The organism is Amycolatopsis sp. lyj-112, assembly GCF_046549055.1.
GTDB lineage: Bacteria > Actinomycetota > Actinomycetes > Mycobacteriales > Pseudonocardiaceae > Amycolatopsis.
Genome location: NZ_JAJPWS010000007.1, coordinates 66433 through 86384, shown reverse-complemented (window position 1 = coordinate 86384; position 19952 = coordinate 66433). Strand labels below are relative to the sequence as shown.

The window sequence follows — 19952 nt, the reverse complement described above, 5'->3', positions numbered from 1 at the left end:
GAGCGAGAAAGCCAAGGCGAGCGCTGTTAGTCGAACAGGGAGGTCTGTTCCGACTGGGCAGCCTGGGCGGGATATCCGGCGACTGTTCGGAGTTCCCGAACATCGGCCCAGTCGCCGTCTGCGACCATGCGGCAGAAGAGATCCGCTGTTACTTGCACGTCGGCCATCGCTCGGTGCCGGTTCGGCGGGATCGGGATCAGCAGGTGACGAATGAGGTTGTCCAGGCCGTGCCCGCCGAGAAGACCGGGATAGAGGTTGCGGGCGAGGCGGACGGTGTCGACCAAATCGAGCCGGGCGAGGTTAGGGCAATGCGCACGCAGCCTGTAGAGCAGGCCCGCTTCAGCCGGGGCGTGGTGGGCGATCAGCAGGTACGGTCCAGCGCTGAACCGGGCGTCCAGCCGCGCCATGACGTCCCCGACGGGGGACTCGTCGGCCAGCATCGCTGGAGTGATCCCGGTCTGGTCGATGTCGAACTGGGTGACGTCGGCGAGGTCGTCGGGCCGGATGAGCGACTCCCAGGACGCGGCCCGCTCCAGCCGGCCGTCGGTGACCTGGAGGACTTGGACGGCGACTTCGATCGGCACGTAGGGCCGTCCGGTCGGTGTCGTGTACTCGAAGTCGATCACGACCGGGGTGACGGCGGCGAGGTGGCCGATCAGGTGTTGCCCCATCGGGTCACCTCCTGGGTGATCGTCTCGGCGTAGTCGCGGATCCGGTGCATGTCGTCGTCGCGGGTCAGGACGAGAGCCAGTATGCCGTCGAGGAACGCTGCTGCATTGACGCAGTCGGGCCTGTCGCGGGTGAACATGGGCCGCTGGTCCATGGGGATCAACCTGAAGGTGCCGGTCGAGTTCGGCACCCCGGTCGCTGCGAGATGTTCGGCGAACGCGCGGGGGTGTTCGATGTTCAGGTGCAGCAGCGGCGCGTAGTGGTTCCAGCGTTGTCCCGGCAACTGCGGCACCGCGCTTACGCGTGGAACGTCGCGCAGCAGGTCCAGCATCATGCTGGTCAGTTCCTGTCGCTGAGCGACCAAGTCGTCTAGCCGTCGCAGCTCGCGGCGCCCGATCTGGGCTAAGGGTTCCGCAAGTCGGAAGTTGTGCGCCAGCCGCGACATCGGCCGATGACCGCCGGCGGCGGTCTGCCAGTGCGAGCGATACGCCCGCGCTCGCACGGCGAGGTCCGGGTCGTTGGTGGTGAGGAAGCCGCCTTCGTCGGTGGAGAGCAGCTTGAGCCGGTGGGTGGAGAAGCAGCCGATGTCGGCTTGCACCCCGGCTTGCACGGCGCCCTCGCCGGTGTCGACGGTCGTGCCGAGGGCTTGGCATGCGTCGGCAATCACGGCGAGGCCATGCTCAGCGGCGACGGCGCGGATCACGGTTTCGCCGTCGGCCCGGCCCCAGAGGTGGACCGGCATGATCGCCCGGGTGCGGCTGGTGATCTTGGCGGCGAGGTCGTCGTAGTCGAGGCCGGCGCCGTCGGCGGCGCAGTCCACGAACACGGGGGTCGCGCCCAGGTGGTGAACCGGGGCGGCGGACATGACCACGGTAAGAGCGGGCATGAGTACTTCGTCGCCGGGGCCCACGCCGACGGCGTCGAGGGCGCACTGCAGTGCGGCGGTGCCGCTGGATACCGCGACGACATGGTCGACAGCAAGCCGATCGGCGAGCTCGGCCTCGTAGGCCGCGACCTCGGTGTCGGGTAGGACGCTGCTCAAGGTCATCGAACGCCTCCGGCGGTCGGGACGAGATGGGCGAAGTCGACCAGCGGCCACATGCTCACGCAGTCACGGCTGTAGAACGGGCAATCGCACCCACCGGAGTCACGGCTGGCGGGGAACAGCTCGGCCGCGGTCGCGGTACGGATGCTGCGCTGAGCACTGCGGGCGGCGGTGTCGGCGATGCGGTATTGCGATGGGCAGTCCCACACGCTGCCGTCGGGCTCGATGAACGCGAGACGGTCTCCGCCGAAACATCCAAGGACCGTCTGCAGGTGCGTGCGGACCGTGGACACGATCTGGCCTGGATAGCGCTGCTCGGGCAGGGCTAGTGAATGCCCGGTGGTGTAGATCGCGTCGAGGGCGGCGGTGACCGCGGGGATGTCCTCCTCACGCAGGCTGAGTTCAGGGTGCAGCGGATGGTCCGGGGCGAGCGAGATTGGCTGGGGCACGAAGTAGTCCGCGCCGAGCTCGGCCGCGAACGCTGCGGTGGCGGGGAGGGTCGCGAGGGTGTGCCGGGAGATGACCGAATAGATCCCGACGCTCATCGCGGTGCGGTCGGCGATCAGGGCACGGATGCCAGACACCACGGAGTGCCAGCCATCCTTACGGTTGCGGGCCGGGCGGTAGGAATCGTTGACCTCAGGATCGGCGGAGTCCAGCGACACCGACACCGCATCGACCCCGGTGCTGCGCAGCATCTCCCGGGTGTCACCTCGGTTGAGCGGGATGCCGTTCGTGCATACCGTGACCGCGATCCCGGCCTGGTGTAGTGCCTCCAGGACCGTGCTGATCGCTGGCCAGATCAGCGGTTCCCCTCCGGCCAGGAAGACCCGCGCAATGCCGCTGTCGGCGGCGGTGTCGAGGAATCGCGAGATGTCGGCGAGGTTCAGGTCTCCGTACGGGAGGTGGCTGAGCTGCCCTGGTTGCGTGGGTGCGCCGACGCGATGGTCTTCCAGAGTGCCGAAATAGCAGTAGGTGCAGCCGAGATTGCAGGGCGAGCGCAGGGCCCACAGCAGTGACACATCACGACGTAGCGACATGAGCCTTCCTCCCGTTTTCGCCGGCGGACTGGCGGATGAGCGTGTCGAGCTCGTCGAGAACGTCGGTCTCGCCGCGGCCAGTGCGGTCGACTACCCGGACACGGTCGGGCTGGTGCACGGCGAGGCGGTGGTAGAGCCGGGTGGCCCGCGCGACCAGCTGCCGCTGGTCTGCGGTGAGCGGAGAGCCTTCGCGGACGGTCCAGCGCGCGGCGCAGATATCGAGGTCGTCGACCAGCAGAATCGTCAGGTCCGGCAGCGGGCACCACACCTCAGCGGTGGCGTAAATACGTCCGGCCGTGGACCACGCGGTGTCGTCGGTACCTGAGCCAGTGAGAATCGCGGCCTGGTAGATCGCGACGGTGTCGATCCCGCGGTCTTCCAACACGATCTGTGGCGGGTTCGGCATCGCGGTTACGCGTTCGCGCTCGCGGGTTTTGAGCGCCAGCAGGGCGTAGGTCTCGGTCAGTGGGTGCCCCGTGCGTAGGAACGGGTCCCCAGCTGAGGCAAGCGCGGCGATCACCTGGGCGGGGACGTGCTCGCCTTCGGCGTCGGTGAGTTCCTCCACGATGCGACACGACGGCAGCCGCTCCACCAGGCAGCGGGAGAGGTGCGTCTTCCCTGCGGCTTCCGGGCCCTCGATCGACACCCAGAACGGCCGTGTCATTCCGGGCGCCGCGAGCAGACGTACAGCACTTCGGTGGAGTCCTCCGCTAGCGCGGTCGCCACCACCGGTCCCAATAGCGCGTCCGGGGAGTGCTTACGCATCCGCCGGTACAGCGCGGCTCCGTCACGACCGAACCGGCGAGCGACGGCGGCTTCGGTGGCCTCGGGCGTTACCGGAGGCAGGATGCCGACGATCTCTTCGACTATCAGGCCAACATCGTCGAGCACTGCGGTCAGTTCCTTGTGCGCCCACTCGTACACGTGGACGCGGTGCTGCAGTTTGCGTGGCGGAGGGCCGGGGGAGTTCGGAGTGGACAGATACAGCCGCCCGGCTGGAGCGAGCGCCTCGGCTGTGTGTCGCAGGCTCGCGATCCCTTGCGCACGAGGCAGGTGTTCCAATGCGGAGGTGTAGACCGCGATGTCGACCGGATCGAGGGCCGGCCAGGGGCGGGCTACATCGGTCTCGTGGAAGGCGATGGGGAAGCGCGCCGGGTAGAGCGCCTTGAGATCGCCGAGGCGGATCCGGGCCTCAGCGAGGTTGTCTGGGCTGATGTCGAGCCCGGTGTAGCTACCGAGTTCGGGTTGGTAGCGGTAGAACACCGGGAGCTGCAGACCACGACCACAGCACACGTCGACCACGTGGTCACCGGGCCCGGTGCGTTCGGCGATGTAGAGCCGTTGCAGGTAGTTCATGATGCCGGTCGGCTTCACCTCGCCGCGACCGAGCGCGGTGTAGAAGTCGTCCATCTGGTGCACCGAGTACTCACCGATCATCGGGGTGCCTGGCCGGGTGCGGTATTCCTCACCGAGTGCCTCAGTGTTGTCAGATGTGGTGGTCATCGGACCTCCCAGGGAAAGCGGACCCAGCCGGCGCAGGTGGTGCCGATGTAGTCCTGAACGTCGTGCGGGGCGGCGAGTTTGTTGCTACAGCCCCAGTTGAGGGTGTTGACCACGAGCACTGCTCGGCGAACACGTGCCACGTGCGGGTCGAGGAGAGCGACGGTGGTGTCGAGGGTGTGCCCCGAACCAGCGACGTCGTCGACCACGAGCACGTCAGCGGCGGCGTTGAGTGCACCGACCGACGCCGGATTCACGACCAGCGGGTGGGGTGTTTTCGCGCCGTTGGGTTCGTCGGTCACCGTGTGGGTCACCTCGATACCGCGGACGTCGCGGACACCGAGATGGTGGGCGAGCATGATGGCCGGAACCATGCCGCCACGCAGAACCCCGATGATGATCTCCGGGACGTCGTCACGCCGGATGCGTTCGGCGAGGGCGGCGATGTGGACGTCGGTGTCGGTCCAGGTCAGATCGAGTGCGACCGCGCTGGTGGCCGGGGTCATTGGGCGCCGACCAGGGTGTGCAGCCGCGTGCTGACGTTCCAGCCGCGCTCCGCGGCCGGCCCGTGGATCAGGTTCATACCTGCCAGGACCTTCTCGCGGGTGTCACCTTCGGGCATCACCCAGACCGGAGCCAGATCGAACTCGTTCGCCAGCCTGCCGATCTCGTCGAAGTCGACGAGATCGGTGACGACGAACTTGAACATGGCGCGGCTGGTGGAGCGCAGAGCAGCCAAGGCTGCGGGCGCGATCCGGCGGGAGTAGGGAACCCCGGAGTTGGCGAGCTTGGGGCTGACCACCCATAGATCCACCCGCTCGGCGAGCTTAAAGGTCGGGGCCTTGGTGCCGTTGGTCTCCACCTGCACCCGCACGCTGGTATCGAGGCCGGTCGTCAGCGCTGTCATCGCAGGTAGCTGAAGCATTGGTTCTCCGCCGGTGATGACGACCAAGTCGACGCTGAGAGCGTGGATCCAGTCGACGATGTCGGCGACGGGGACTCGGGCGCTGACGTCGACTGACTTGTACTGGCTCCAGTCCCAGGTGTACTTCGTGTCGCACCAGCCGCAGGTCAGGTTGCAACGGGAGAAGCGAACGAACGCGCAACGCTGGCCGGTCAGCGGTCCCTCTCCTTGGAATGACACGAACTTTTCGGCGAGGATGGCGCTGATATCGCTGTCACTCGTGCGTTGTTCTGTGGTCATGCCGCTGCGCTCCTGGTCCAGGTCGCGCTGGACGAGGCTGTTTCGGAGACCTGCACCGAAACCAGCCGACCGTGTAAGTGGGGTTCGAGGTTATCGATGATCCAATGGCCGAAATGCACTGCCAGCAACTCGCTGGTTGGGTGGAAGTCAACCAGGTCGTTAATGAGCCGGTGATCGAAGCTCGTAGTCAGGAAGTCGCCGAATGGTGCGAGATCTCCGAAGTCAGTGACGAACCCGTGCTCGTCGAGCTTTTCGGCGCCGATGATCACGGTGACGACGTAATTGTGGCCGTGATTGCGGGTGCACTTGTGCGTCGGGGGCAGCAGCCTCAGTTCGTGGCTGGCGCTGAAACCGAACGATTTCGAGATGGTGATGTGCCCGTCCGAGACGAGTGTTCCGCGGGGCGGTGTCATAAATCCCTCTCTCGATCTGTGAGACCGGTGTCCACCCGAAAGGCTGGGGTGGGCGTCGAGTGCAATCAAGGTCGTGACTGTCCGTGGCATCGTTACTTGAAAGGGGCTCGATACGGACTCGGCCGCACGCACTATGAGGAGGTCATGGTCTTGCCGCGCGGGAATGGGCTAGGCCGCCCGTATCGGATCGCTGATGTCCATCCATGATCACCACCCGCAGCGAGCGGGTTCGTCGGCGACTCGCGAGATTCCCGCGTTGGTCGCGCTGTTTGCTGCCATAAACGCGGGTGCAAATCGAGCGGTATCCAGTCACCAAGCCGAAGCCGGGCAGTAAGCACGCGATGTGCCGCGTCGTCGAAATGGCCTGCGCGGCCAGAATCGGCCTGCGCAGGTAGGACAGATGCCGGGAGCGTCCGGGGTGGGAGGGTGCGCTGGTGGACATGATGTTCCTCCTGGGCGATAGGTCCCTGCGAGAACGGGTTGCTGAACGGCCAATGGCGGGCGGTGGTTCATCCCGGCCACGGCCCAACTCAGCCAATCCTCGGTGGCTGCCGACAACCAGAGCGCGCACTACGCACCAACTACGCACAAAGTAGGCATTGAAGCCTCTGACCTGCATAAATAACTCTTTGTGTAGTGGTGGTCCGAACGGGTACAGCTCGCTAAGCGCTGATCGGTCCCAGCGGGTTTCTGGCTATCGTGACCGGTGACCAACGTGGCGGGGGTGGTAGTACATGGGAGACCGACGGACCGCCTTCGCCGCACGGCGGGAGGCGATGGGCTACACCCAGGAGACCTTCGCGGCAGAGCTGATGGTGGAGTCCTGCACCGTCAGCCGGTGGGAACGGGGAGAAGTGGCCCCGCAGCCCTTTCGCAGGCCCCGGATCGCGAAGGCACTCGGCGTCACCCTGCACGAACTAGGTACGTTGCTAGAGCAGGCACCGGCTTCGGCGCGGTACGCCGCGACCGTGGCCGTAGTCCCACCCGATCTTGCGGAGGCCGACGACATGAACCGTCGCGACCTGCTGCGCCTGTTCAGCGCGACAGGGGCAATGCTGGCGCTGCCCTCGGCAGCCGGGGACGCCACCCGGGCTGCTGCGGCGGCGAGCGGAGGCGCCCTCGACGCTGCGGCAGCGGAGGAATTCGTCAAGCATCTGTGGCGTGTGTACGGGCTGGCGTCGAACAAGAGCCAGGTGCTGCCGCTCGTGCGGACCCAGCTCGATGTGCTCACCGACGCACTGCGCCAGTCTCAGGCGCCCGCGATCCGGCAGCGGCTCTGCCAGCTGGCCGCAGACCTGTTCCAGCTGGCCGGCGAGATCTACTTCGATGGCGACCGCTACACCGACGCGGCTCACTGCTACACGTTGGCCGCGGACGCGAGCAAGGAAGCCGGAGCACCGGACCTGTGGGCCTGCGCGCTCACCAGACACGCGTTTATCGCCGTCTACGAACGCAAGTTCGCCGACGCCGCCCCGCTGCTAGAGCTGGCCGCCAGCCTGGCGTCCCGGGGTGATGCCGATTTGTCGACCCGGCACTGGGTAGCCGCTGTCCAAGCGGAAACCTTCGCGGGCCTCGGCGACCTCGACGCCTGCCAACGCGCACTCGACACCGCGGCGGAAGTCCAGCACCTGACAGGGCAAGTGCACAACGGCGGCTGGCTCCGCTTTGACGGCTCCCGCCTGGCCGAGGAACGCGGCACCTGCTACGTCACTCTCGGCCGCCTCGACCTGGCCGAAGCGGCCCTGGCTGATGCTCTCACCGGTCCGCTCACCACCCGACGGAAGGCCGGTGTCCTGACCGATCTGGCCATGATCGGTGTCCACCGCGCCGATCCCGACCAGGTCATCACCTACGCCGAGGCCGTCCTGGCCACCGCTCGCCAGACTGGATCCGGGGTGGTCGCTCGCAAACTGCGCGGCCTCCAGCCACACCTGGCCCCCTTGCTAGCCGATCAGAACATTCAGCGACTCGACGCCGAGATCGCCGACCTTGTCAGCGGCCACGCCGCATAGTGGAGGAAGACAGCATGCCCAACGACCGTGGCCGTGTGTTCCGCGAAGCCTGGATCGCCGGCGTCATCAAGCACTACCCCGGCGAACCGAAACCCGGCTACATCACGCCCTGGGACGAGACACCGGACTGGGAACGCGACGCCGCCACAGCCGTCTACGACCAAGTGCTGTCTTTCATCACCGCTACGAACGGTGCCACGGCAAAGCTCGCCCCAGCCCAGAAGGGCCGCTTCGTCGCCCTGTGCTGGATCGGTCAGATCTTCAAACACTTCCCCGACCCGAAACCGTCCTACGTCGCGGATTGGGACGACCTGCCCGAATGGCAGCAGGCCACCGACATCGACATCTTCGAACGCATCGAACAAGACGCATAGATCCTGACCACGGCCAGAACGAACGCGACGAATGGGAACTCCCCGGCGGCCGCCTCGAGGTCGCTCACGCGGGCGGACGTCGATCCCTGCGGTAACCAGGTGCGCGCGGACGGGTTTCCCGGGTATGTGGAACTGGCGGGCGAGTGTTCGCAAGGACGCGCCGCCAGTAACGCGTGGTGATGCCTGATTGCGCCAGTGCGCGAGCCCGGCGAGGAACGGTGGTGGCATTCCTCATCGACGGTACCGTGTTCGACCGGGGTTCTCAGAGCCGTCCTTGCATGCTCATCAAGGTCACGCTGAGCGTCGTCTGCACCGCGATGAATTCGGTCAGGACTGCGTTGCCTCTGGCGAAGAGCTGGTAGGCGTTATCGACGCCGTCCAGGTTGTTGTATCCCGCGACTGCTGCCGTGAAGAACGTTTGCGCTTCGTCCCATTTGTACTCGATTGCTTTCTGGGATGCGTCGATGTTGTCGGTGACGGTTTGCCGTACGTTCTCGAGGTCGCGTTTGGTGTCGTCGCTGCTCATGTAGCTCTCTTTGTTTCAGAGTAAGAAGTTGGCACGCTGAGGCCGGTGACCAGTGTGCTCACGTCGTCCTGTTCCCGGACGAAGTTGAAGGGACTGGGCGACCGGAGACGTGGTCTGCGAGGGTGCCGTGTGGTAGGAGATCGAGCCGGACCCACAGCATCCGGTCGGCGGTCGTCTCTTCTCTGCTGCCACTGCGGATCGTGTTGCGGTGGTCGGCCACGGCCCGCGCGAGCGTCTGCAGCGCGGTCCGGATCTCGTTGATCGCGTGGTTCTGCGTGAGGAGGCGGACTCGGTGCTCTAGTTCGACTCGGCGTTCACGTGCGCGGCTTGCGAAGTGGACCGTTCGTGACTTCCAGTCCTCATACTCGGCTGCCGCTTGCCGATAGTCCTTGCGGCTGCCCTCGAAGGCGCGCAGATCGGCCTTGCGTTTGAGGAAGGAAACCTCGACCTGTTTGATCAGCATCCCGAGTGCGCGGTAGGTCTGCCGGAGTCGCTCGTCGTCGGCGGTCATCGCTCGCCAGCGTGCCGTGTCTGGCCGGTTGATGTCCTGGCCGACCGCTTCGACGGCTGCACGGGCATCGTCGACGGCGTAGGGGAGCCTCATGCCCGAGCTTCCGTCGGCGCGTCATCACAGCTCGGGATCAGCGCCCGGTCGTGTTCCAGGCGCCGCTCGATATCCGCCAGCTTCCTGGTGAACCATTCCCGGGTCTCTCGCCGGCTGAGTGCCAGTTCCGCCAAGCGTTCCAGTTGACTCTCGTAGTAAGCGATGTCCTGTGCGTTCTCGAGAAAGAGGCTGGCGGTGGGCAGCTGAAGGTGGAGAACAGGCGGATGCTCGTCGTGCCGGTACAAAGTGAACCCGGTGCAGAGATCGGCCATCGAGGCGCCTGCGGGTACGAGCCGGATGTGACAGCGGGGAAGTGAGGACAGGATCGATAGATGCACCAGCTGCTCGTGTGTGACTGCGAGGTCGGCGAGGAGCGCTGTCTCGGGAACGTAGAACGTGAAAGGGCCGTGTTCGCGCATCGTCGACGGTTGCCGGGTGAGGCGGTCCTGCACCGCGGCATCAAGCGCTGGCCCGTCCTCGTAGCCAAGCTTTTTGAGGACGGTGCGAATGTGCGGCTCGATGTGGAGATGCCGGGGGATGTCTCGGGGGGCGAAGCTGGTGAAGGAGGCGCTTTCGGTATCGAGCATGGTGACGACGAGAAGTCCGTCGGGAAACCCCGCGGGGTGGGGCCTGGCTAGGTAACCGTCGTCAGGGTACCGGTCCAATGCCACAAGGCGATTGAACTCGTCGGTAGTCGCTTTCGCTCGTGCGAGATAGTGCGCAACCCTTTCGTCCCGGGCTTTCAATAGGCCGTTCTCCAGTCGTGAAATTGACGAGTGGGACCAATTCAGTATGAAGGCCATGTTGGCTGCGAGGTATCCGGCGCGTTCGCGAATTCGCCGGAGCTCGGCGCCCAGCTCCCTTCTTTTCACGGTGGCAACGTATTGATGTTTTTTCGCTCGCATTGGTTCCTCGTTGTCGCGCGGCAACGACAGGTTTTGCCGCTTCGTGCTACTCAGTGTTTGAGGTGTTCGTATCGCTCGTGGGGCCCGGGCTTCCGGTTTCCGCGGGGAGGCGAAGTGCAGGAATGGAGGGATTCCCGGCCGGGGCTCATCCGATGACCTCGCGCACGAGCCGGGGCTTGTCGAAGCGTTGATAGAAAAACTCCAGATAGAGCAGGTCATCGGACTCGATGTACAGCCGGCCTTGCTGGTCAAGGTTGAGACCCCACACCGACACGTCGGCCTGGGCAGGTTCGGCGAACCACGCGGCCGCAGCCGCGAACACCTCGGCGTAGTCGCGGCCACTGACGGTCTTGAGCAGAACTGTGTTGTCGGCGTGCTGGTGGGACATGGGTTTGTTCCTTTCATGGGCGTGAGTTGGACGGCACGGAGTTCCAGGCGTCTTCGGGTGAAACGGGAAGTCGCTGGTTTCTAGGTGCGAGATGGTGGTGGGTAGCAGGTGCCGCACCAGGTGACTGTCTGCTCGCCGGTGGGGAACGGCGGCCCGCAGAGCTTCCCGCAATGGCTCACGCTCACGGTGATCCGGCCGTGGCGCAGCCGGCGCAGATAGCGAGGAGGAACGCGGTGCAGGACAACGCGGCGGAAGAACCAATACTCGACCAGCTCCGGCCAGACCCCATCGAGGGGGCCGTGGATCACCTGGCCAGCCAGGCCGCTCACCTGGCCGGTTCATCGAGATCCAGCGCGTGATGCCGGTCATCGGGCTGCCTTGCCGTGGTGTCAGGCGCATGCTGCTGGGGCAAGGTCCGGAGCTGTGGTGGCGTCATCCCGCGCACCACCGCGATCGGCTGCATGGCCGTCTCATCGAGGAACATCACCCGGCTACCGGCACTGTGAGCCTGCGATACCTGAGCTGGTGGCCGGCCGCGCAGCAGCGGACGGCCCGTCGTTGGTGTCGGCGGCGCGATCGCCCTACCCACGTGGCCACCCCAGAACCGCGTCGACGACCGAACCCGCACACCCCGTCCACGGCCCGCCGAGCGCAACCCAGGGTTTCCGGGATCACTTGATCTCCGGTATAGCGGTGAGCGAAGGCACGCTCGCCAGGACCTAGGAACAGGACATCCGTGTGCTCCTTGTCGACGCGGACGTACCACGCAGCTGCTACAGGGTCCGCCGCGCCGGGGTACAGCGGATGGAACCCGCCCGCCGTGGCGCGATCACGCACCAGTCGTTCAGCAGCGCTCCACGGGTGCCCAAGGTGAAGCAGCGGTTCCGGGTTCACGTGGCCTCGTTCACATCGCTAGCCAGGAAATCCCCGGTCCTCTGCTTGGGTATGTCTTCCCGGTGTGCGGTGGTGCCGCTGCGGCGCAAAAGCCGGATAAGAGCGCAGCGTCGTCGGTGCCCGGCCCGTCCACGTTGCGGTGGCTTCCTTCTTTCGCGCGCGTACAGATCTCGGACATCAAGCGGAATCGGGCCCGTGACCTCCTGCCCACGCGGATGTTTGAGTGCCCAGGCGCATTCTCGGCAGGAACGTCCTGAAGGCCGGTCATCGACCTGGGGAAGGATCACTGCCCCGCAGAGTGCGGTCACCCCGACGTTCGATCGGTCCGCGGCGTGCCCGTCGCCGGAGATCTGGTGCTCGATCTTGGTGACGGCACAGGTGACCGAACGCGTGGCACGCGTAGTGGAAGGTCGAAGCTTCTCGAGCATGATGGCGTCCATTGATGGTCCGAGATGGAACGGTCGCGAATTGGGGAGCTAGGCGAGGGTCAGTACGTGGCTGTCCGCAGGCGGCCGACAGAGGGAGCCTCGGCGCGAGACGTGGCCGGTACCGGGTGCTTCGTCCTTCACCTGCCGCCCGTGACAAGTTGAGGGCGGCGGCTGCTCTCTGAAAACGTGGCCTGTTGGGCAACGCCACGGCGAGGTCTGGGCGGAGTCTTGCGGCTGCGTGGTTGGTGGACGGTCGAGTCGTCATCAGGCCAGACGCGACGTCCTGACGCTTGCCTCCACGGCAACGGAACCCGTGCCGTTCCATGAAACCGCTGCCCCCAGTTCGGGGCGGTGCTGTCGTCCGGATGGGGGAGTGCAAGGAGTCGTCTCAAGGCATCGAGTGACCTGCCACCGAACGACCAGTGGATCAACTCAGGCGAGAAGGGATCGATGTCCTGAGTGAGTGGAGTCCGGTAGGCAACTGCGGAGATGCGACTACGGAGAACCAATATGTCCGCGTGAGCAGGCCGCCGGTAGAGAAAGACCTCGCCGAGCGGGGCAGAGTCAGGCCCAAATCGCCATTCTTCCCAACCGTGGCCACGAAGGTTCTGAAGGTCGTTGTCAAGAGTCATGAGAACCTCGAAGAATTTGTCCCAGACGTCGTCATGTCACTCGCCGTTCAGGAATGTGATATCGGCGGTGCCCGTTGCCGAAGGATAGGGATTAGGTGACGCCTCCGGCAGTGTGTGTAAACCCCGGCAAACGCGCGACATCAACGTCCAGGTGAGGTGATCGACTGGCGGCAGAGGTGCGGACATGGAAAAACAGCCCACGCCGTCAGGTCGAGTAGATGCAAAACGCGTCCGGCGCGGATCGTCGCGGACAGGCAATCGAGCAGAAACACGGCTTCCGCGTGCGCCGTCAACTAAAGGAAGGCAGTCGGGAGTCACAGACATCAGCTCCTTGGGGCGTGATGCCACGACATTGGTATGCCCCATCGCCGATGACCAGAGCATTAGCCCCGCAGCAACTACGCAGGAACCTCGCACGCGGCCCACTGACCTGCGGTAACGTGTGTTCCGTCACGATACGTATTGGCAGGTGAACCTATGGCAACCAAAGAGTCCGCCTTGGCCGCGGCCCGCGCGACAGTAGGGCTCACGCAGGAGAACCTTGCCTTCGCGTTGGATGTCAGCGTCAGCACCCTCAGCCGTTGGGAGAACGGCCTAACCAAACCGCTCCCACCTAAGCGCCCGAAGCTGGCCAACCTCCTTAACGTCTCGCTTTCGGAGCTTGAGGTGCTGCTCCGAGAGTTCGACGAACGGGCACCTGGGCGATTGCCGGAACGCCCCGTCGGCGTGAGGGTGGACTACGACTCTTGGGAAGACGATCTAGACCGGACGGCGATCTGTCTCGGGCGGCAGGAGTTCGATCTTGCGAAGCTTCTCCTGGATCGCTGGGTGCTGCAGTTCCGGGTGGAAGCAGTCGACACGCTGGGTCTGCACCTGTACGGGCGATCACTGCGGTTGTTAGGTGACCTACGGCAGGATCAAGGCCTGCTGCGCGGGCCGCTATCGGCTCGGCAGAGCTATCTCAAGGCGATCCAGGTCTATGGCGAATTAGGTGCTGATCGGCGTGTCGCGCAGCTCGAACTGCAGCTGGCAGTTCTCGATGAGATGGATGGCCGCTTGGTGGAGGCAGCGGAGGCGTATAGGCGGCTGGCTATCGACCGGCGACTAGCTGAGCGGGATCGTGCGAGGGCTCAGCTATGGGTTGGCACGGCTCTGAGCAAGCACGGTTTGAACGCTGAGGCAGTCTCGTACATCAGGCCGGCCATCCAGCGTTTTGAGCAGCTGGAAGAGCCTCAGGACTGGTCAGTCGCGTACCAGAAGCTGGCGCTTGCCCACCGAGGAGCGGCCGATCTGAGAAGCGCCTCAGGCGCGATCGAGGTCGCCTTGAACAACCGCGCTGGTGACGCGCCGATGCAAAGAGTCCGGCTCGATACCGCCCATGCTCACATCCTGCTCTCAGATGTGGCCACGGTCGACAGCGGCCTAGCCCTGCTCGATGCGGCAGCGGCCACGTCAGCGCGGTACGGCATGATGCACCAGCTGCTGAGTATCAAGGGTATCCGCCATGCCTTCGAAGACCAGGCATGAGCGATACCCGTGCACAACCGAGGAGCACTACGCGTCGTGAAGCTTGGACTAACGGAGTCGCAATGGCTGGCCGCGGGCCTGGTCTGGGACTACCACCAGATGCATCACGTACTTAAATCTTGTTCAGCTGCGATCGCTCTCGGATGTAACGACATCGGCGTTGCCTCGTACACAGCAGATCTCTACGGTCGAGGCCTCTTTCCAATCGTGGTCTTCACCGGCGCAACCAGTCGGGACACTGCGGCAGTGTTTCCTCGCGGGGAAGCTGTCCACTTCCGCGAGCATGCGTTGGAACTTGGTGTACCGGAACAAGTCATCGTTCTTGAGCCGGAAGCACGTAACACCGGAGCGAACATCTCGCTTGCGCGGCTGGCACTGGCCGGTGCAGGAATGGAAAATCCGGACTCAATCCTTCTTGTCTCGATGCCTTACATGGAGCGACGTGCTTACGCAACGTGTCGCAAGCTCTGGCCCGATGTAGAGGTGGTCTGCGCGTCATCACCTCTTACGCTCGACGAGTACGTCAAAACCATCGGCGATGCAGCCGAGGTAGTAGACATGATGGTCGGCGATCTTCATCGAATTATGGAATACCCCAAACAAGGCTTCGCTATTGAGCAAACTGTTCCCCGGGTGGTTCGCGAAGCATTCGACCTGCTGGTAAAGGAAGGATTCAACAGTCGACTTCTTGCCTAGGTGTCGTGCTGAGCGGTCGCTGGTACGCCGCGCGCTAATATTCGCCGACGCTTGGTTCAAGGCTTGAGGTCGACTGTCGGGTCGCCATCGACGCTCAGGATGTCGGCGCTGCTGCCCCATCGCTGATGACCAGAGCGCAAACCTCGCAGCAACTGCGCAGGAACCTCGCACGTAACCCACTGACCTGCGGTAACGTATATCCTGTCACGAAATGTATTGGCAGGTGCACCTATGGCAACCAAAGGGTCCGCCTTGGCTGCGGCCCGTGCGACGGCCGGGCTCACGCAGGAGAACCTTGCCTTCGCGTTGGATGTCAGCGTCAGCACCCTCAGTCGGTGGGAGAACGGCCTAACCAAACCGCTCCCGCCTAAGCGCCTGAAGCTGGCCAAACTTCTTCATGTATCCCTTGTGGAACTGGAAAAGCTGCTCCAGCGGGTTCGGGAGAATGCCTTAGATGGGGTCCTCGCAACATCCCCATCGGCGGGTGCGGGGCCTTTGGCGTCACTGTCATCAGGGCCGACGACGTCGCCACGCTATGCCCAATCGCTCGATGACGCCCTGAGCAGTTTGGAAGCTGTCGCCCGTGCTGACGACGGAGCCGACATGGGGCACGGCATACGTATGTTCGAGGGTCGACTGCCTGCTCAGGCTGTTCGTGCTTGGCGTCTCGGGGCGGAAGACGTCGATATCCCGACGGCCGGTGTCCCGGCAAGCGTCCGTGACATCGACGAGATTACGACGACGACAACAGCGCTTGATCAGCTCGACCGGCAGTTCGGTGGCGACTATAGCCGCGGGCTAGCCGTGAAGTACCTGACGAGCCGCGTGCTGCCCATACTCCGCAGGCCTGCATCCGATTCGGTGCGGCGTGAGCTATTCCAGGCTTCAGCGGTGCTGAGCGAGGTCATCGGCTACATGGCGTACGACTCCCAGCTCCACCGCCTCGCCCAGCACTACTTCATTCAGTCCCTCCGGCTCGCCAAGGAGGCGGGTAACCCCGCGTATGGATCGTTTGTGTTCGCCACCATGAGCCACCAGGCGTTGTATCTCGATCGGCCTGATCAGGCGTTGACCCTTGCCCTGGCCGCGCAGGAGACTGCTTCGTCGGGCTCCATCGCAGCAGTGAAGACCGAGGCAGCCATGCTCGAGGCTGCAGCGTGTGCAGCCCTGGGGGATCACAAGGGGAGCACTGATGCCCTACGCCGAGCTGAGAAGTCATACGACCAGCACGCTCCGGCAGATGAGACTCCCTATTGGATGGCGCATTGGGATGACGCCGTGTTCGCGAGTTTCGCCAGCTCAGCATGGCTTGAGCTAGGAGATGTCCGAGCGGCGGAACCGTACCTCCGGGACCTGTGGGACAAAACCCATGGGCAGGTTCGTCGCCAGGTCTTCGCCGCTGGGCAACGCGCCAAGGCGGCGTTGCTCGAACAGGACGTAGAGCAATGTGCTCACTATGGCACGATGGCGGCCGAAGCCGCTGCGGCCTCCAACTCGAAGCGCTCGCATCACGTCGTCCGCGACTTGCTCAGCCAGCTTGAAGGGCACCGGCAGCTGCGGCCTGTACGCGAGTTGACCGAGACGGTGGCCACGCTCCTACCAAGTGAGGCACCTTGAGGCATGAGCAGCCAAACCACTGCGGTGATCGCGCAGCCTTCCTGCATGACCTGGAAGACGAAGGCGACCCGGAGGCCGAGTTCAACCCCGGCATTGCCGGGCGGCTGCCTCGGAAGAATGTGGCTGCAGGTGTTCTCATCCGTGACGATGCGGGACGTGTGCTCTTCATCTCGCCGACCTACAAGCCGTTCCTCGACATTCCCGGAGGCCTGGTTGAAGATGAGGAATCGCCGCTAGCTGCTTGCTACCGCGAGGTCCGTGAAGAACTTGGCATCGACCTACAGATCGGCCGACTGCTACTCATCGACTGGATGCCGACTCACGGCGTCTGGCGTGACAGCATTCAGCTCATCTTCGACGGCGGTGTGCTTAGCGCAGAACAAACTGCGGCAATTCGGCCAGCAGTCGACGAGGTTAGTCGATTCGAATTTCTCCACGCTGACGCTGCCAAAAAACGCCTTCGCCCGTCAATGGCTCGCCGAGTCGAACTGGCTCATCGGGCACTTCTCGACGGTCCAGTGCAATACGCTGAGTTCGGTCGGACTCCGTAAGGTCTCGGTCGGCGCAGAAACCGGCCAGTTAATTATGGTTGGTTACCTCATGCCAGGCGATCTGGTGGTCGTGTAGCCATGCTGCTGGATTCATGGCGCCGCTTTGAACTGCCTGGGCGATTCTGCGGTCGCGGCTTCGTTGCTCGATCCAGCGCGGTGTGCCGCGACGGTGTTTTGTGCGGCTGCGGCGGCTCGCTCCGGCCTGGGTGACTCTTTCGCGGCGTGTGGCTTCGAATACTTCGAGTGCTGGTGTTGTTTCCTGGCTGTCGCGGAGTTTTTGGGCTAGGACCACGGCGTCTTCGATAGCGAGCGCGGCACCTTGCTCTGTGGCCGGCGGGACGGCGTGTGCCGCGTCGCCGATGAGAACGATGCGGTCGGTATGCCACGTCGTCATGGTGTCGAGCGTGCGCGTGTTGGAGGGCAAGATGACGTTCGCGGCTCGGATGATGTTCGCAGCTGGCGTGCGGTCGTGCCGAAACAGCCTCGTGAGGCGTTTGCGCCAGACTTCGGTGTCGCGCGGTTCGTCTGCTGGCAGTGGTTCTGGTGAGGCGATGTTGGCGTACCAGTAGATGTCGCCGGCTGCGGTTGTGTAACCGAAAGTTCCCTTCTTCCCCCAGTAGATGTGAAAGGCGTCCGGCGAAGGGGGAGCGGTGGCGTTCGCGGGGGCGTAGCCGTAGACGAGGTGGGTGCCGGCATAGCGGGGTTCTGCTGCGGCGGGGAAAGCCAGCCGCCGGGTAGTGGAGTTGAGGCCATCTGCGCCGATGAGCACGGTGCCTTCGGCAGTGGATCCGTCGTCGAAGGTGGCTATGACGCCGCCAGAGCGGGTGTCCACGGCTACCAGACGTTTGTTCATGGAGACGGTCGCTCCGCGGTCGGCCGCCGCATTGCGTAGAGCACGGGCGAGGCGAGCTCGTGGCATCGTGCGAGGGGTCTCGCTTTGCCCGTTGCCGGTGAAGGACACCGTGCCGAGGTGGCGGCCGGTTCCTGAGCTGAGTTCGGTGTTGGCGACGGGGTAGGAGATGTCGGTGACGACGTCGTGTGCGTCGATGGCGCGCAGCGCGTTAAGGCCGTTACGCGGAAGGCGTAGTGCGGCGCCGGTGTAGTCGCCCCCGTCGCGGCGAGCTTCGTAGAGGTCGGCAGTGATTCCGGCCTTGCGCAGCGCTATGGCGGCCGCGGATCCCGCGATGCCGCCGCCGACGATGATCGCGTGGTGGGTCACGACGTCCTTCCTGCTGCGGTGAGGTGTCTTTGTGCGAAGGCGCGGGAGAGCTCTACGAGTTCGTCTACCTCGTCGTGCGGAGAGTCGATGTCCGGAATCGCAAGTGGGATCGCCTGTCGTTGCTCGCCAAGGTCGGCAGGGGAGTTCTGGAGAGCTTCGGTGATGAGGTCTGCCAGCGGTGTGGTTGCCGGGTGGCGCTCGCGGAGTTCCGCTACGCGGGGGCTGATCCGGACGAGCCCATCGCGGCATTCGATCATGCGGCGGTAGTAGCGCCGGTGTACGTCCCACACGCGAAGAGAGTCCCACGGTGTGGTGGAGGCGCGGAGGAACTCGTCTTCGGGGAACGCGCGGTGCAGGGCTGTCCACAGTGGGCCGAGTGCGTGGTATGCGCGGCGTTGGCGCCACCAGATACGGATGGCGGTCAGTCGCATGCGGGCTGCCGGATAGAGGAGGCCTATCACGATCGCGACGATGCCGGTGAAGGACAGCGTCCCGTTTACGCCGATGATGTCCACGAATAGGGTTCTCGTGACCCAGTATTCGACGTCGATCGCGGCAAAGATCCCGCTGGTCAAAGCCGTCAGCGCGAAGCCGACAGCCGCGACGCGAAGTCCCAGGGCTAGCCGCCGCTCGGCCTGGCGGGCGTAGCGCAGGGCCGAGATCGCACAGGCGGCGAGCGCGCAGCCCATGAAGAGGTTCGCGGCGAAGTAGATGACCGACATATGCGGCACAGACCGCGACCCCGGTGCCAAGGCGGCCGTACCGATCATAATGACTTCGGTGGCGAGAAGAACCAGCACATTACGGCGAGCGCGGCGTTTGACCACCTGCCGTGGCAGCGTCGCCGCGTCGAAGAAGAACAGCAGCGAGAGCACGGCGGCTGACGTGGGGACGTGCCAAGCGACCGCGGACCACACCGGTCCTCCCCGCACGAGCGAGGCGTCGCCGACGACGTCACGCAATATGCGCCCGACAAGGGCGAAGGCGAGGAAGCCGACGATGCCTCGCAAGGGAAGATTCCAGGGTTGTCGGCTGAGCTGGTAGCCCTTCCAGACGAGGCCGCCGAGGAGACAGCTGATCAGTGCGATGCTGATGACCCAGCTCATAGCCAGCCGATTCGAGCGCCGAGAGCGGTGTCCATGCCGCGTGCGGCGCCGTCAGAGGGCCGAGGAGCAGCGATGTTCAGGATGGAAGCCCATTCGAGGATGATGGTCGCGACTGCTTCGGCCTCCCGTTCGTGGTCGGTGTCATAGGCGGTCCTGCGGAGCGCCCGTTTCACTGCGTCGTGGCCGATGTCGGGATATTGCTCGCTCAGGGAATGCGTGCCCGGTGTCGGGAACCCGTCGGGAAGGACGTCGTTGTCGAGGGCGCCTTGATGGCCGCCGAGGATGTGCCCGAGTTCGTGCAGAACGATATGGTCCTGATGCCGTTTGGACGTTTCCTTCTGGAAAAGGATGTAGTCCGTCTCGCTGGTGGAGATCCACATGCCGAAGGGTCCGGGAACGGGAATGGGGTGAGCAACCAGACGAATCGGTTTGCCGCGGATCTCGCCCATCTGACGGCATAGCTCCGCGACGTCCAGGGGCGGGCGAACGTCGAGCTTGCTCAGCATCTCGCGGCACTGCCGGCGAATGCGCCGTTCTGACACCCGTACCCTCCCTTCACGCTTCTGGCTTCGGGCAGCATCGCAGAACCCGCCGGGGCGGTC

The 19952-nt window shown here is 64.6% G+C and carries 21 protein-coding genes; 6 read left to right on the top strand and 15 right to left on the bottom strand.

Annotated elements, in window-relative coordinates; all coding sequences use genetic code 11:
• Positions 1–26: 26 nt before the first annotated feature.
• The 8 genes from ACLJRL_RS23375 to ACLJRL_RS23340 are packed head-to-tail and all read right to left on the bottom strand — an operon-like array spanning position 27 to position 5871.
• Positions 27–671, bottom strand: coding sequence for an exonuclease domain-containing protein (locus ACLJRL_RS23375; RefSeq protein ID WP_410658394.1), 645 nt, complete (start codon positions 669–671; stop codon positions 27–29).
• On the bottom strand, positions 656–1717 hold the full coding sequence (locus ACLJRL_RS23370) for a DegT/DnrJ/EryC1/StrS family aminotransferase (protein ID WP_410658393.1): 1062 nt from the start codon (positions 1715–1717) through the stop codon (positions 656–658). The genes ACLJRL_RS23375 and ACLJRL_RS23370 overlap by 16 nt, the downstream gene beginning before the upstream one ends.
• Positions 1714–2754, bottom strand: a complete 1041-nt coding sequence (locus tag ACLJRL_RS23365; RefSeq protein WP_410658392.1) for a radical SAM protein — start codon at positions 2752–2754, stop codon at positions 1714–1716. Before ACLJRL_RS23365 ends, ACLJRL_RS23370 begins: the two co-directional genes overlap by 4 nt.
• The gene (locus ACLJRL_RS23360; RefSeq protein ID WP_410658391.1) at positions 2738–3418 is read right to left on the bottom strand and encodes a hypothetical protein; all 681 of its coding nucleotides are present in this window, start codon (positions 3416–3418) and stop codon (positions 2738–2740) included. Before ACLJRL_RS23360 ends, ACLJRL_RS23365 begins: the two co-directional genes overlap by 17 nt.
• Positions 3415–4257, bottom strand: coding sequence for a class I SAM-dependent methyltransferase (locus ACLJRL_RS23355; protein WP_410658390.1), 843 nt, complete (start codon positions 4255–4257; stop codon positions 3415–3417). The genes ACLJRL_RS23360 and ACLJRL_RS23355 overlap by 4 nt, the downstream gene beginning before the upstream one ends.
• The gene (locus tag ACLJRL_RS23350; RefSeq protein WP_410658389.1) at positions 4254–4760 is read right to left on the bottom strand and encodes a phosphoribosyltransferase; all 507 of its coding nucleotides are present in this window, start codon (positions 4758–4760) and stop codon (positions 4254–4256) included. The genes ACLJRL_RS23355 and ACLJRL_RS23350 overlap by 4 nt, the downstream gene beginning before the upstream one ends.
• Complete coding sequence (locus ACLJRL_RS23345; protein ID WP_410658388.1) at positions 4757–5458, bottom strand: 7-carboxy-7-deazaguanine synthase QueE; 702 nt, start codon at positions 5456–5458, stop codon at positions 4757–4759. Before ACLJRL_RS23345 ends, ACLJRL_RS23350 begins: the two co-directional genes overlap by 4 nt.
• Complete coding sequence (locus tag ACLJRL_RS23340; RefSeq protein WP_410658387.1) at positions 5455–5871, bottom strand: 6-pyruvoyl trahydropterin synthase family protein; 417 nt, start codon at positions 5869–5871, stop codon at positions 5455–5457. The genes ACLJRL_RS23345 and ACLJRL_RS23340 overlap by 4 nt, the downstream gene beginning before the upstream one ends.
• Before the next feature lie 734 nt (positions 5872–6605).
• Between ACLJRL_RS23340 and ACLJRL_RS23335 the strand changes: the two genes are divergently transcribed.
• Together ACLJRL_RS23335 and ACLJRL_RS23330 are read left to right on the top strand one after the other, a co-directional pair.
• Entirely contained in the window at positions 6606–7883 is a 1278-nt protein-coding gene (locus ACLJRL_RS23335) for a helix-turn-helix domain-containing protein (protein WP_410658386.1), read from the top strand.
• A 14-nt stretch (positions 7884–7897) separates the two neighbouring features.
• Entirely contained in the window at positions 7898–8257 is a 360-nt protein-coding gene (locus ACLJRL_RS23330) for a hypothetical protein (protein WP_410658385.1), read from the top strand.
• Between the two features lie 262 nt (positions 8258–8519).
• Here ACLJRL_RS23330 and ACLJRL_RS23325 read toward each other — a convergent pair whose 3' ends face one another.
• From ACLJRL_RS23325 to ACLJRL_RS23310, 4 genes are all read right to left on the bottom strand, one after another.
• Positions 8520–8783: a hypothetical protein gene (locus ACLJRL_RS23325; RefSeq protein ID WP_410658384.1), complete on the bottom strand. Its 264-nt coding sequence runs from the start codon at positions 8781–8783 to the stop codon at positions 8520–8522.
• Positions 8784–8841: 58 nt separating this feature from the next.
• Positions 8842–9387 carry a hypothetical protein gene (locus tag ACLJRL_RS23320; RefSeq protein WP_410658383.1) on the bottom strand — a complete coding sequence of 182 codons (546 nt, stop codon included), beginning with the start codon at positions 9385–9387 and terminating at the stop codon, positions 8842–8844.
• Complete coding sequence (locus tag ACLJRL_RS23315; protein WP_410658382.1) at positions 9384–10292, bottom strand: helix-turn-helix domain-containing protein; 909 nt, start codon at positions 10290–10292, stop codon at positions 9384–9386. The genes ACLJRL_RS23320 and ACLJRL_RS23315 overlap by 4 nt, the downstream gene beginning before the upstream one ends.
• 145 nt (positions 10293–10437) lie before the next feature.
• The gene (locus ACLJRL_RS23310; RefSeq protein ID WP_410658381.1) at positions 10438–10680 is read right to left on the bottom strand and encodes a hypothetical protein; all 243 of its coding nucleotides are present in this window, start codon (positions 10678–10680) and stop codon (positions 10438–10440) included.
• 2431 nt (positions 10681–13111) lie between these two features.
• Between ACLJRL_RS23310 and ACLJRL_RS23305 the strand changes: the two genes are divergently transcribed.
• From ACLJRL_RS23305 to ACLJRL_RS23290, 4 genes are all read left to right on the top strand, one after another.
• Positions 13112–14161 (top strand): helix-turn-helix domain-containing protein, encoded by a 1050-nt coding sequence (locus tag ACLJRL_RS23305; protein WP_410658380.1) that lies wholly within the window; start codon positions 13112–13114, stop codon positions 14159–14161.
• Positions 14162–14197: 36 nt separating this feature from the next.
• On the top strand, positions 14198–14857 hold the full coding sequence (locus ACLJRL_RS23300; protein WP_410658379.1) for a YdcF family protein: 660 nt from the start codon (positions 14198–14200) through the stop codon (positions 14855–14857).
• 231 nt (positions 14858–15088) lie between these two features.
• A complete protein-coding gene (locus ACLJRL_RS23295) occupies positions 15089–16474 on the top strand; it encodes a helix-turn-helix domain-containing protein (RefSeq protein ID WP_410658378.1) in 1386 nt (461 codons plus the stop codon).
• Positions 16471–17025 carry an NUDIX domain-containing protein gene (locus ACLJRL_RS23290; protein WP_410658377.1) on the top strand — a complete coding sequence of 185 codons (555 nt, stop codon included), beginning with the start codon at positions 16471–16473 and terminating at the stop codon, positions 17023–17025. Before ACLJRL_RS23295 ends, ACLJRL_RS23290 begins: the two co-directional genes overlap by 4 nt.
• 28 nt (positions 17026–17053) lie before the next feature.
• Here the strand turns inward: ACLJRL_RS23290 and ACLJRL_RS23285 are convergent, their stop codons facing one another.
• From ACLJRL_RS23285 to ACLJRL_RS23275, 3 genes are read right to left on the bottom strand one after another with little or no spacing between them, the layout of a single operon-like run.
• Complete coding sequence (locus ACLJRL_RS23285) at positions 17054–18244, bottom strand: FAD-dependent monooxygenase (protein WP_410658376.1); 1191 nt, start codon at positions 18242–18244, stop codon at positions 17054–17056.
• The gene (locus ACLJRL_RS23280; protein WP_410658375.1) at positions 18241–19350 is read right to left on the bottom strand and encodes an MAB_1171c family putative transporter; all 1110 of its coding nucleotides are present in this window, start codon (positions 19348–19350) and stop codon (positions 18241–18243) included. The genes ACLJRL_RS23285 and ACLJRL_RS23280 overlap by 4 nt, the downstream gene beginning before the upstream one ends.
• Positions 19347–19892, bottom strand: coding sequence for a hypothetical protein (locus ACLJRL_RS23275; RefSeq protein ID WP_410658374.1), 546 nt, complete (start codon positions 19890–19892; stop codon positions 19347–19349). Before ACLJRL_RS23275 ends, ACLJRL_RS23280 begins: the two co-directional genes overlap by 4 nt.
• Positions 19893–19952: the final 60 nt, after the last annotated feature.

What these genes read in the sequence shown, in the direction of transcription:
- ACLJRL_RS23325 (WP_410658384.1), bottom strand. Translation starts at nt 8,783, where the DNA reads ATGAGCAGCGACGACACCAAACGCGACCTCGAGAACGTACGGCAAACC.
- ACLJRL_RS23280 (WP_410658375.1), bottom strand. Translation starts at nt 19,350, where the DNA reads ATGAGCTGGGTCATCAGCATCGCACTGATCAGCTGTCTCCTCGGCGGC.
- ACLJRL_RS23360 (WP_410658391.1), bottom strand. Translation starts at nt 3,418, where the DNA reads ATGACACGGCCGTTCTGGGTGTCGATCGAGGGCCCGGAAGCCGCAGGG.
- ACLJRL_RS23330 (WP_410658385.1), top strand. Translation starts at nt 7,898, where the DNA reads ATGCCCAACGACCGTGGCCGTGTGTTCCGCGAAGCCTGGATCGCCGGC.
- ACLJRL_RS23310 (WP_410658381.1), bottom strand. Translation starts at nt 10,680, where the DNA reads ATGTCCCACCAGCACGCCGACAACACAGTTCTGCTCAAGACCGTCAGT.
- ACLJRL_RS23355 (WP_410658390.1), bottom strand. Translation starts at nt 4,257, where the DNA reads ATGACCACCACATCTGACAACACTGAGGCACTCGGTGAGGAATACCGC.
- ACLJRL_RS23350 (WP_410658389.1), bottom strand. Translation starts at nt 4,760, where the DNA reads ATGACCCCGGCCACCAGCGCGGTCGCACTCGATCTGACCTGGACCGAC.
- ACLJRL_RS23320 (WP_410658383.1), bottom strand. Translation starts at nt 9,387, where the DNA reads ATGAGGCTCCCCTACGCCGTCGACGATGCCCGTGCAGCCGTCGAAGCG.
- ACLJRL_RS23315 (WP_410658382.1), bottom strand. Translation starts at nt 10,292, where the DNA reads ATGCGAGCGAAAAAACATCAATACGTTGCCACCGTGAAAAGAAGGGAG.
- ACLJRL_RS23345 (WP_410658388.1), bottom strand. Translation starts at nt 5,458, where the DNA reads ATGACCACAGAACAACGCACGAGTGACAGCGATATCAGCGCCATCCTC.
- ACLJRL_RS23295 (WP_410658378.1), top strand. Translation starts at nt 15,089, where the DNA reads ATGGCAACCAAAGGGTCCGCCTTGGCTGCGGCCCGTGCGACGGCCGGG.
- ACLJRL_RS23305 (WP_410658380.1), top strand. Translation starts at nt 13,112, where the DNA reads ATGGCAACCAAAGAGTCCGCCTTGGCCGCGGCCCGCGCGACAGTAGGG.
- ACLJRL_RS23370 (WP_410658393.1), bottom strand. Translation starts at nt 1,717, where the DNA reads ATGACCTTGAGCAGCGTCCTACCCGACACCGAGGTCGCGGCCTACGAG.
- ACLJRL_RS23335 (WP_410658386.1), top strand. Translation starts at nt 6,606, where the DNA reads ATGGGAGACCGACGGACCGCCTTCGCCGCACGGCGGGAGGCGATGGGC.
- ACLJRL_RS23340 (WP_410658387.1), bottom strand. Translation starts at nt 5,871, where the DNA reads ATGACACCGCCCCGCGGAACACTCGTCTCGGACGGGCACATCACCATC.
- ACLJRL_RS23365 (WP_410658392.1), bottom strand. Translation starts at nt 2,754, where the DNA reads ATGTCGCTACGTCGTGATGTGTCACTGCTGTGGGCCCTGCGCTCGCCC.
- ACLJRL_RS23375 (WP_410658394.1), bottom strand. Translation starts at nt 671, where the DNA reads ATGGGGCAACACCTGATCGGCCACCTCGCCGCCGTCACCCCGGTCGTG.